A 10,626-nucleotide genomic window follows, 5' to 3' on the forward strand; every position below is an offset into this window, starting at 1 on the left:
AGATCCTCCTTAAATCACAACCTCAAATCTGTGCCATTGGCGCTGACGGCGGACAGTCGCGCACATGCTCAGCCCGATGCCGGTCGCCGCCCAGATCGGCGTTGGCTCCAATCCGACGCCCTGCTTCACGCCCTTCGCGCTTGGCGGCGGAGGCAACGCCATCACCCTGTCGGTGACGCTCTACAGGGAGATGCAACAGCTTGCGGGCCTGAACGGAACCGAGGGCGCGTTGGCCAACGCCAGGGCGTTGCAGGCGGTGATCGCGCGGCGAAACCGGGATGGCGCCCGGCCATTGATCCTAGCCATGACCTATCCGTTCTCATCGCACAACTACGAACTCCGTTTCTGGCTGGCCGCAGGGGGCATCAATCCGGACCGTGACGTGACATTGATTGTGACGCCGCCGCCAATGACGGCGAATGCACTGGCTTCAGGCACAATTGATGGTTTTTGCGTCAATGCGCCCTGGAATGTCATTGCGGTGGAAAGCGGCGTTGGGCGCATCGTCGCCACCAAGGCCGACATCTGGCCGGCGGCGCCCGAAAAGGTGCTTGGCGTCAGTCCGGCCTGGGCTGGGGCGAATGACGAAACCCTGATGCGACTCATCGTTGCCCTTGATATGGCGGCGCGCTGGTGCGACGTCCCGGGCAATCATGCGGATCTCGCCGACATGCTGGCGGATCCCGCCTGCATCGGTGGGGAGCCGGAGATGATCCGCCGCCTGTTGCGGGGGGAGCTGTCCGTTGATCCCGCGGGCCAGGCGCGGCGCATCGACAGCTATGTGACCTACCACTCTGGCGGCGCGAACTTCCCGTGGCTCAGCCAGGCGCGTTGGATCTACAGCCAGATGATCCGCTGGGGCCAGGCCAAGTGGGACCCCGCCAGGCTAAACAACGTTGCCGCCGCTTACCGGCCCGACATCTATGGAGCCGCGCTCTCGGGACGGGTCCAGGATATTCCGGTGGCTGCCAGCAAGCCCGAGGGGACCGCAACCCCAACGGTGGTGGCGACAAACGGCGGATCGCTGAAACTGGCGTCGCAGCCATTTCTGGACGGGCGCATGTTTGATCCTGAAGATCTGCCGGGATATGTGCGCGGCTTCCCTATTCGCTCCTGAAAGCCCGCCAGACATGTAGCCGCCGAAACGCCCCGGTTGTCGACGAACAGCACCCCGATTGCCCATTTCCCAGGCGCTGTGATGCAGGAAACGGCGCCGGGGATTGTCGGGCGCCTTGAGGGCCGTTGCCGGCGCGCCTATCGTTGAATGGTTCGGCCTGACAATGACGTCATGGCCGGGAGGCCCGGCCGGTCCAGACTTCGTCAGTCGGGATCTGGCCGGTGGCTGTCTCCCCAAATGCCCTCGCCGTGGCGTTCCCTTCAGACATTGAAGTCGACCCTCCTCATTGCCAGCCGAGCGCGCGCCTCAGGCGCGCCCGGCCATGGCGCGTGTCGTCTTCGCCCGTCCGCAACATGCCAGTTCGGAGGACCACCAATGCCCCTGCGATCAAGAAAGCCAGAGGCGGCAGCGCCAGGGCGGCTGGGCCCGCTTGCGAAGCTGCCAGTGTTCCATGATTTGCGCGGGCGGCGCGCGGTTGTCGCCGGCGGCTCGAGCGCCGCCGCATGGAAGGCTGAGTTGCTGGCGGCCGCTGGCGCACATGTGAACATTTACGCTCCGTCGACAGGCGAGGACATGGACAATTTGCTCCGCCATGGCCCGGCGGACGGCCGTTTTGCGATCCATGGCCGCCGGTGGACGCCGGACGTTATGGAGGGAGCGGCGATCGCGGTGGCGGACGCCGAAGACGACCAGGAGGCCGCAGCCTTCGCCACCGCTGCCCGCGCCGCTGGCGCGCCGGTCAATGTGATCGACAATCCTGTTTTCTGCGACTTTCAGTTCGGTGCCATCGTCAACCGCTCTCCGGTGGTGATCGGCATTTCGACCGATGGCGCCGCCCCGATTCTGGGCCAGGCGATCCGCCGGAAAATCGAGACGCTGCTTCATCCCTCGATCGCTTTGTGGGCGGCGCTGGCCCGCAACATGCGGGGCCATGTTCTGGACCGCGTGGCCCAAGGGCTGGCCCGGCGCGACTTCTGGGAGAGCTTTGCCGACCTAGCGTTTGCGGGGCGGCCGCCTGCCTCCGTCACGGATCCGGACGCCTTGCGCGAAGCGCTGGCGATCGCCCGCCATGCAACCGGCCGGGTCACTCTGGTTGGCGCCGGGCCGGGCGATGCTGAACTGCTGACGCTGAAGGCCATGCGGGCGTTGCAGTCCGCGGATGTGATCCTGTTCGATGATCTGGTGTCGGACGACGTGCTTGAGCTGGCGCGCCGGGAAGCCCGGCGCCTGATGGTGGGAAAGCGGGGCGGCCGCGCCTCCTGTAGCCAGGACGACACCAACAGCCTGATGGTGCGGCTCGCGCTTGAAGGCAAGCATGTCGTCCGGCTCAAATCTGGCGATCCGATGATTTTCGGCCGCGCCGGCGAAGAGATCGCCTGTCTTGAGCGCGCTGGCGTGCCGGTCGAGATCGTGTCCGGTATCACCGCCGGCGTCGCGATGGCGGCCTCACTGCGCGTCTCGCTTACACACCGGGAGACGGCGCAATCAGTACGGTTCGTTACAGGGTGTGCGAAAACCGGACGGCTGCCTGCAGACCTTGACTGGCGGGGGCTGGCTGATCGCAAAACGACAACAATCTACTACATGGCGGGCGCGACGGCGCCCGAGATCGCCGACAGGTTGATGGCGGCGGGCTATCCCGCCAACGGGTCAGCCATGATGGTCAGCAATGTGTCGCGACAGGAAACACGCTGGAGCGGGCCGCTTTACGCCCTTGGCGACGCGGCGCGCAGTCGGGACCCGGACCGGCCCGTGCTGATCGGGATTGGCGATGTATTCAGGTCAGTGCAGACCGGATCCAGTCAAGAGTCCGCTCAAGACCGGCAACAGGCGCGATGACGCTGTCTGGTTGCCACCGATGAATTTTTGAGATGTTGAAGGTGCGTGAGCGTCAGCACGCCGCAAATGTTTGGCGTGACCCGATGTGAGCTGGCAAACCATGATGTTGCTGGCCAAAAACGCATCCGACGAAAATAAATTCACCGGGCGCGTCAGAATTTCCAGAGTAATTCTTTGACTACAGAGCTGCGACAGGCGTCGTCGCGCCCGTCGCCCGTCGCCCGTCGCCCGGCAAGTGGCTGTTGTGCTGGCCCGCTATGGGCGCCTGAGTGTGCGGCGGCGCTAATGTTCATCGCCGGCGCGTATTGAAGCGGCGTGTCTGTATCCGAGCTTTTTCGCCAGCTTCAGTGTTTACAATGCCTGTGAATGCGTCATTTGGGTGAGCTTTCTTTTCACAACAGGTGCGTCGAGCCGCGATACGCGGGAATTTTTCCTTCTGAAGGGCAATATTTTTTGGAATTGAGGATCCGCACTGCTGTGGGGTAGAACGACGCAAGTCGCTGCCCCGATTTCAGGCACCGCGCTGATGATATGTTGTTCGCGGCGCCCAAACTATCTCCTTGAGTGCAACCATTTGATTTAATAACGTTAAACACATCGCGGGCCATGACAATGACGTCATCCCGACCTGACGTTGGCCGACTGAACTGACGGGCAACGCGCCAGTCAACTGGCATCGCAATCGACAACGGCGTCGCACGAACAACCCTGATCCAGTTGAGATCTGTGGGTGAGTTCTTGCGGCGTTTTTTGTGTTTTCACTCAGATATTCGCCAGAGCAGTCATCTGCGCGGAAAGGAGGCCAGGAATGCCCCGAAAGCTTGTTGTTGTCGGCAATGGCATGGCGGCCGGTCGCGCGCTTGATGAACTGTTGTCGCGTGTTCCGGACGCGTATTCTGTGACGGTTTTTGGCGCGGAACCTCGCGTCAACTACAATCGTATCATGCTATCTCCAGTATTGTCTGGCGAGAAGACGTACGAAGACATTCTGATCCACGACGACGCTTGGTATGCGTCGAATCGCATCGACCTGCGATGCGGCGTGGCCATCAATCATATCGACCGCGAGGCGAAGCAGGTCGTTGGCGCCGATGGCTCCGTCACGGACTATGACGCCCTGCTGCTGGCGACCGGATCGTCTCCGTTCATCCTGCCAGTTCCGGGCGCGAATTTGCCAGGCGTGGTGAGCTTCCGCGACCTTGACGATGTGGAAGCCATGCTGGCGTCGACGCGCAAGGGTGGGCGCGCCGTGGTCATCGGCGGCGGTCTGCTCGGTCTTGAGGCCGCGGCCGGCCTGGCGGTCCAGGGCATGGACGTCACCGTTGTCCACCTGACGCCAACCCTGATGGAGCGCCAGCTTGACCCCTCCGCCGGTTATCTGTTGCAGCGGGCCATGGAGCAGCGGGGCGTCACCATCCGGTGCGGAGCGAACACCCAGGCCATACTCGGCGATGCGCGTGTCTCGGGCGTCAGGCTGGATGACGGAGAGGAGCTGCCGGCGGATCTTGTGGTGATGGCGATCGGCATCCGGCCCAACGCCGGGCTGGCGCGCGCCGCCGGCCTGCAGGTCAATCGCGGTGTGCTGGTTGGCGACGACATGCGGACCAGTGATCCGGATATTTTCGCAGTTGGCGAATGTGTTGAGCACGGCGGCGTCTGCTACGGCCTCGTCGCGCCCCTCTACGACATGGCGAAGGTCGCGGCGGCGCGCCTCGGCGGCGATGCGACGGCCCGCTTCTCCGGCGCGCTCACGGCCACGCGTCTCAAGGTTACTGGCGTCGACCTGTTTTCCGCGGGCGACTTCGATGATGGCGGCGACCGTCAGGAAGTGGTGCTGCGCGACGTAGCGCGCGGCGTCTACAAGCGCGTCGTGCTGAAGGAAGACCGGGTGGTCGGCGTGGTGCTTTACGGCGACACCGCTGACGGTTCGTGGTTCTTCGATCTGCTGCGCCGGGGAGCCGATGTCTCGCAGATGCGCGACACGCTGATCCATGGCCAGTCGTTCGCGGTTGGCGCCCCGATGGATCCGGTCGCGGCAGTCGCCGCCTTGCCAGACGACGTGGAGATCTGTGGCTGCAATGGCGTCTGCAAGGGCAAGATTGTCCAGACGATCACCGGGGAGGGGCTGACCTCGCTGGCAGATGTGCGTGCGCATACCAAGGCCTCGGCCTCATGCGGCGCCTGTACGGGCCTTGTGGAGAAGTTGATGGCCCTGACGCTCGGGACAGCGTTCGCCCCGGCGACGGTGGAGCCGATGTGTGGCTGCACTGATCTGGGCCACGACGAGGCGCGCCGGTTGATCAGGGCAGGCGCCCTGAAGTCGATTCCGGCCGTGATGCAGGAACTTGGCTGGAAGACGTCAGGCGGCTGCGCCCGATGCCGCCCCGCGCTCAACTATTACCTGCTGTGCGACTGGCCTGAGGAGTACGAGGACGACGCCCGCTCCCGGTACGTCAACGAGCGCGTCCACGCCAATATCCAGAAGGACGGCACCTACTCGGTGGTGCCGCGTATGTGGGGTGGACTCACCAATCCGCGTGAATTGCGGGCCATCGCCGACGTGGCGGAGCGCTACGACATTCCGACAGTGAAGGTGACGGGCGGGCAACGCATCGATCTTCTGGGCGTGCGCAAGGAAGACCTGCCCGCCGTCTGGGCCGATCTCAACAGGGCAGGCATGGTTTCCGGCCACGCTTACGCCAAGGGCCTGCGTACGGTGAAAACCTGTGTCGGCTCGGACTGGTGTCGCTTTGGCACCCAGGATTCGACCGGCCTTGGCGTGCGGATCGAGAAGTTCATGTGGGGCTCGTGGACACCGGCCAAGGTGAAGATGGGCGTCTCCGGCTGTCCGCGCAACTGCGCCGAAGCGACCTGCAAGGATGTGGGCGTGATCTGTGTCGACTCCGGTTTCGAGATCCATTTCGCAGGCGCCGCAGGTCTGCACATCAAGGGCACGCAATTGCTGACGCGCACGGCCACGGAGGTCGAATGCATCGAGGTCATCGCCGCGCTCACCCAGCTCTATCGCGAGCAGGGGCGCTACCTGGAGCGCATGTACAAATGGGCCGACCGGGTTGGCGTCGACGCCATCCGCGCCGCCGTCGTTGATGACGCCGGGAGGCGCACATCCCTCTTCGAACGCTTCGTCGTCTCGCAACGCAAGGCGCAGGTCGACCCATGGGCCGAACGGGCTGGAGGGCGCGATGCGCACGAATTCACCCCAATGGCCAACCTGAAACTGCTGGAGGCGGCCGAATGACTGAATGGATTGATGTGGGCCTGATCACGGATATTCCGGTCCAGGGCTCCCGGGTTATCGCTGGCCCTGCAGGCGACATTGCGGTGTTCCGCACGGCGAATGGATCAGTCTTCGCCCTGCGCGATCGCTGCCCGCACAAGGGCGGGCCGCTTTCGGAGGGCATGGTGCACGGAAACGCCGTGACCTGTCCCCTCCACAACTGGGTCATCAGTCTGGAAACCGGGCAGGCGCAGGGCGCCGATCAGGGCTGCGCCGGCAAGATCCCGGTGAGGATCGAGGGCGAACGGATCCTGCTGGCCGCTTCAGCACTCCACCGATACGCAGCCTGACTGGCTGACAGACGAAAGACGGTCGCCCGCAAAGGCTGGCCGGTCCCCTGAAAGGACGCACCATGTCATATCTGCCTCCCACCGAATATGTCGCCAAGATGGTTGATGCTGGCGAATCCAAGATCTTCATGTCGACTCGCGACACGGTGATCCGCGCCTTCATGGCGGGCGCTATCCTGTCGCTGGCCGCGGCCTTTGCCGTCACAATTAACGTGCACACGGGGCAGCCGCTCGCCGGCGCCATCCTGTTCCCCGTCGGTTTCTGTCTGCTCTATCTGATGGGGTTTGATCTGCTCACCGGCGTGCTCATGCTGTCGCCACTCGCCCTGATCGACCGGCGTCCCGGCGTCACCTGGGGGGGCGTGGTGCGGAACTGGGGGCTGGTCTTCCTCGGAAACTTCGCCGGCGCGCTCACCGTGGCGCTGATGATGGCGATAATCTTCACCTATGGCTTCACCCAGGCGCCAGACGCGGTGGGCCAGAAGATCGGTGTGATTGGCGAGGGACGGACCGTGGGCTACGCAGCCCACGGCGCCGCCGGCATGTTGACCCTGTTCATTCGCGGCGTGCTCTGCAACTGGATGGTCGCGACCGGTGTTGTCGGCGCGATGATGTCGACGTCGGTTTCCGGCAAGGTCATCGCCATGTGGATGCCGATCATGCTATTTTTCTACATGGGCTTTGAGCATTCCGTCGTGAACATGTTCCTGTTCCCATCCGGGCTTTTGCTCGGCGGCCATTTCTCCATCATGGACTATCTGGTCTGGAATGAAATTCCCACCGTGCTGGGCAACCTTGTCGGCGGTCTCACCTTCGTGGGTCTCACGCTTTACACAACGCACATCCGCACCGGCGCGAAGCGCGCGCCCCGCGTGAACCTCCGTCCCGGCGTTGTGCCCGCTGAATAAATAGCGCCCCGCGGCCGCCATCTTCCCGCCGGCCCGGCGGGAAGTTCCCATGTGGAGCGCCCATGCCCGGATCTCTCGCGATATCGATTGGCCAGCACTCGGACAGGGGCCGGAAGGAGATCAATCAGGATTTCCACGGCGCGCTGATTCCTGACGGCGCCGCTCTGGCGATGAAGGGCGTGGCCATCGCTATTGCCGACGGCATCAGCAGCAGCCCGGTCAGCGGCGTCGCGGCTGAGGCGGCGATACGCAGCTTCCTCACCGACTACTACTGCACGTCTGACGCGTGGACGGTCAAAACGTCGGCCCAGCGCGTTATCACCGCGACCAATGCATGGCTGCACGCCGAGACCCGCCGGCACGCGGATGTGGGCGACGTCGACCGGGGCCACGTCTGTTCATTCTCTGCATTGGTGTTGAAAGCGCGCCAGGCTCACATCTTCCATGTGGGGGATTGCCGGATCAGCCGCCTGCACGGACGGTCGCTGGAGCCATTGACGGACGAGCACCGGCTCGTCGTTTCGTCGCGGCAAAGCTATCTGGCGCGCGCCCTCGGTGCCCGCCCTGGCGTCGAGATCGACTATCGCATCACGGACCTGCATGTCGGTGACGTATTTGTCCTGTCCAGCGACGGCGTGCATGAGCATGTGACGGGAGAGGATATCGCCGCTGCAATCGCCGCCCATCCGGGCGATGCTGACGCCGCCGCCCGCGACATCGTCGGCGCGGCGGTGGCCTCAGGCAGCGGGGACAATCTGACCATCCAGATTGTCCATATTGACGACCTGCCGGATATCGACGCCGACGGCTGGCTTCCTGATGCGGCCCTGGAGCCCGCCGCGCCGCCAGAACCCGGCGCCGTGCTCGATGGCTATCGCATCATACGGTCGTTGCACGTCAGCCACCGAAGTCATGTTTTTCTCGCTGCCGACACGGAAACCGGCGAGACTGTCGCCATCAAGACGCCTGCTACCGAGATGCGAAGCGATGTTTCCAGCCTCAGACGGCTGATGATGGAAGAGTGGATTGCGCGACGTCTGAATAGCCCGAACGTCATGCGAACGCCGCCACGCAAAAGCCGTCGCAACGCGCTCTATGTGGTGACGGAATACATTGAGGGCCAGACGCTCGCCCAATGGATGGCGGACCATTCCGAGCCGGATCTCGAAACCATTCGTCACATCGCGGCGCAAATTGCTGCGGGGCTGCGCGCGTTCCACCGCGCCGAAATGGTTCACCAGGACCTGCGACCACAAAACGTCATGATTGACCGCTATGGCGCGGTGAAACTGATTGATTTCGGTGCGACCCGGGTGGCTGGGGTGTCAGAAGCAGGCTCGACAGCCTGGGACCAGATCCTTGGAACGGTGCAATACACGGCGCCCGAATATTTTCTTGGCGAACAGGGCGACAGTCGGGCGGATATCTTTTCCCTGGGCGTCATTGTGTACCAGCTGCTCACCGGGCGTCTGCCGTACGGGGCGGGCATTGCAAAAACACGCACGCGCATGCAGCAGGCCCGGCTGACCTATACGCCAGCCTTTGAATTGCGGCCAAGCGCTCCATTGTGGTTCGACCTTGCGATCCGTAGGGCGACGAATCCCAATCCCTGGAAACGATATCAGGATGTGGACGAATTCATGCACGACCTGCGACGCCCGAACCCGGATTTGCCAGGCTCAACGCGCCAGCCGCTGATCCAGCGGCATCCGGCCCGGTTCTGGCAAGGCGTCTCGGCATTCCTGGGATTGCTCGTCGTCGTCCTTCTGTGGCGCCTCTCGCGCACGGGAAATCCATTCTGACGCCGGATCGCGGAGCTCGGCGTCCTGATGCAGCCGACTGGCAGGCTACTGGAAAAACCGAGCCAAGGGGGCGAAGAGCTGGCTCGGTTGATCTGAACAGTTTTGGTGCTGTCGCTAGTGGGTTTCCGCCTGGGTTATGCCGCGGTGGCCTGCTGCCGGTTTCGTGGACAGCGGGTTAAGCTATAGCGCGGGCTTCGAACTCCATGGGGCTGATGTAGCCCAGTTTCGAGTGCCGCCGACGCGGGTTGTAGAAGCGCTCAATGTAATCGAAGACGTCGGCGCGCGCCACCCGCAGAACCCGGCACATCAATGCGATGGCGTGGTCACGACGGTGGTCGTTCATGAAACGGTACCTCACTCGGGTTCACTGGCAAAGTACCGCGCGGCTTTTTTAAGAGATCCTGCTCCTCTTCGGTGCGACGCAGTTAAGAACGAAGGCGAAGAACCTCGCTATTTGCTTCCATGTGTCCCTTGGATTGCTGCTCGGATCGGTCGGGGGATACGGCCTTGACCCATTTGTACAGGCTATGTGCCGAAATGCCCCAACGGGCCGCGACATCCGGAACGCCATAACCGCGTTCGACCACCTGCCTAACGGCTTCTTCCTTGAATTCCGGGGTAAATCTCTGTGAACTCACAAGCTGCCTCCTATGCTCAAAGGATAGGCAAGACCTGTCTGTCAGGATAGGGGCAGTTCACTGGCGTGGGTCCGGGTGCGGCTCAACGGCAATGATGTGCTGCGCGTATGGTTTGCCCTACGACCCTGTCGCGCCAGTTGCCTGGCTCGCGAATACCCTGCTACAGATGGGGCAGTGCCTTGACGCGGGTGACATTGTTGCATGCGGGGCGCTCGCACCAATCCTGCAGGTGCTTCCGGGCCAGACGCTTTCATTCGAAGTGGCCGGTTTCGGCAATTGCAGCTGCGCGTTCCTGTGCGCATTTCGCCTGAGAGGGCCGGAAGTGACGTGTGAATTGCGCCCTTCTACGGCATAGATTCATAGCGTCTGACACCAGATCCGCGCAGAGATGAGCTATACAACGGCAAGGTCGTTGTCTGGTGCCTGTCGTAGCGTGTTGCGATGCCTCTGAACTGTCTGAAGCGGTTGCGCTGGCGGTACATCCTCCGGGAGAACGCAAAGCTGTCCTTGCGATTGGACCTGGGCGGGGTACGTGTCCAGGTTTGTCGCTCTGCTATTGCCGTCCGCAGGTCATTGGTATCGTAACCACGGTCTAGCAGCAGTGGCCTGCGTGCAGTCACAGCCTGTCCACCTATCAGGCTAAGCTTCACTGCCTTCGGCATTGAAAAGTGCGTGTGTCCGCCGTCAGCGCCAATGGCACAGATTTGAGGTTGTGATTTAAGGAGGATCTGGGC

General features: G+C 63.0%; 7 protein-coding genes and 2 pseudogenes. 6 read left to right on the forward strand and 3 right to left on the reverse strand.

Annotated features, from left to right (window positions below):
* Window positions 1-64: 64 nt before the first annotated feature.
* From IE243_RS20945 to IE243_RS20970, 6 genes are all read left to right on the forward strand, one after another.
* On the forward strand, window positions 65-1,117 hold the full coding sequence (locus tag IE243_RS20945; protein ID WP_244643296.1) for a CmpA/NrtA family ABC transporter substrate-binding protein: 1,053 nt from the start codon (window positions 65-67) through the stop codon (window positions 1,115-1,117).
* Window positions 1,118-1,492: 375 nt separating this feature from the next.
* Window positions 1,493-2,956, forward strand: coding sequence for a siroheme synthase CysG (gene cysG / locus IE243_RS20950; RefSeq protein WP_191321258.1), 1,464 nt, complete (start codon window positions 1,493-1,495; stop codon window positions 2,954-2,956).
* A gap of 808 nt (window positions 2,957-3,764) precedes the next feature.
* Entirely contained in the window at window positions 3,765-6,215 is a 2,451-nt protein-coding gene (nirB, locus tag IE243_RS20955; RefSeq protein WP_191321259.1) for a nitrite reductase large subunit NirB, read from the forward strand.
* Window positions 6,212-6,544, forward strand: coding sequence for a nitrite reductase small subunit NirD (nirD, locus tag IE243_RS20960; protein ID WP_191321260.1), 333 nt, complete (start codon window positions 6,212-6,214; stop codon window positions 6,542-6,544). Before nirB ends, nirD begins: the two co-directional genes overlap by 4 nt.
* A gap of 62 nt (window positions 6,545-6,606) precedes the next feature.
* Window positions 6,607-7,452 carry a formate/nitrite transporter family protein gene (locus IE243_RS20965; protein WP_191321261.1) on the forward strand — a complete coding sequence of 282 codons (846 nt, stop codon included), beginning with the start codon at window positions 6,607-6,609 and terminating at the stop codon, window positions 7,450-7,452.
* A gap of 62 nt (window positions 7,453-7,514) precedes the next feature.
* Window positions 7,515-9,254, forward strand: a complete 1,740-nt coding sequence (locus IE243_RS20970) for a bifunctional protein-serine/threonine kinase/phosphatase (protein WP_191321262.1) — start codon at window positions 7,515-7,517, stop codon at window positions 9,252-9,254.
* A gap of 175 nt (window positions 9,255-9,429) precedes the next feature.
* Here IE243_RS20970 and IE243_RS20975 read toward each other — a convergent pair.
* The 3 genes and pseudogenes from IE243_RS20975 to IE243_RS23635 all read right to left on the reverse strand — a co-directional run.
* A pseudogene (locus tag IE243_RS20975) lies at window positions 9,430-9,546 on the reverse strand (IS3 family transposase); the annotation flags it as partial.
* Between the two features lie 133 nt (window positions 9,547-9,679).
* On the reverse strand, window positions 9,680-9,892 hold the full coding sequence (locus IE243_RS24040; protein ID WP_191321264.1) for a transposase: 213 nt from the start codon (window positions 9,890-9,892) through the stop codon (window positions 9,680-9,682).
* Between the two features lie 393 nt (window positions 9,893-10,285).
* A pseudogene (locus IE243_RS23635) lies at window positions 10,286-10,494 on the reverse strand (IS5/IS1182 family transposase); the annotation flags it as partial.
* Window positions 10,495-10,626: the final 132 nt, after the last annotated feature.

The sequence above is a fragment of the Camelimonas fluminis genome (assembly GCF_014656355.1).
Lineage (GTDB): Bacteria > Pseudomonadota > Alphaproteobacteria > Rhizobiales > Beijerinckiaceae > Camelimonas > Camelimonas fluminis.

What these genes read in the sequence shown, in the direction of transcription:
- IE243_RS20945 (WP_244643296.1), top strand. Translation starts at nt 65, where the DNA reads ATGCTCAGCCCGATGCCGGTCGCCGCCCAGATCGGCGTTGGCTCCAAT.
- cysG (WP_191321258.1), top strand. Translation starts at nt 1,493, where the DNA reads ATGCCCCTGCGATCAAGAAAGCCAGAGGCGGCAGCGCCAGGGCGGCTG.
- nirB (WP_191321259.1), top strand. Translation starts at nt 3,765, where the DNA reads ATGCCCCGAAAGCTTGTTGTTGTCGGCAATGGCATGGCGGCCGGTCGC.
- nirD (WP_191321260.1), top strand. Translation starts at nt 6,212, where the DNA reads ATGACTGAATGGATTGATGTGGGCCTGATCACGGATATTCCGGTCCAG.
- IE243_RS20965 (WP_191321261.1), top strand. Translation starts at nt 6,607, where the DNA reads ATGTCATATCTGCCTCCCACCGAATATGTCGCCAAGATGGTTGATGCT.
- IE243_RS20970 (WP_191321262.1), top strand. Translation starts at nt 7,515, where the DNA reads ATGCCCGGATCTCTCGCGATATCGATTGGCCAGCACTCGGACAGGGGC.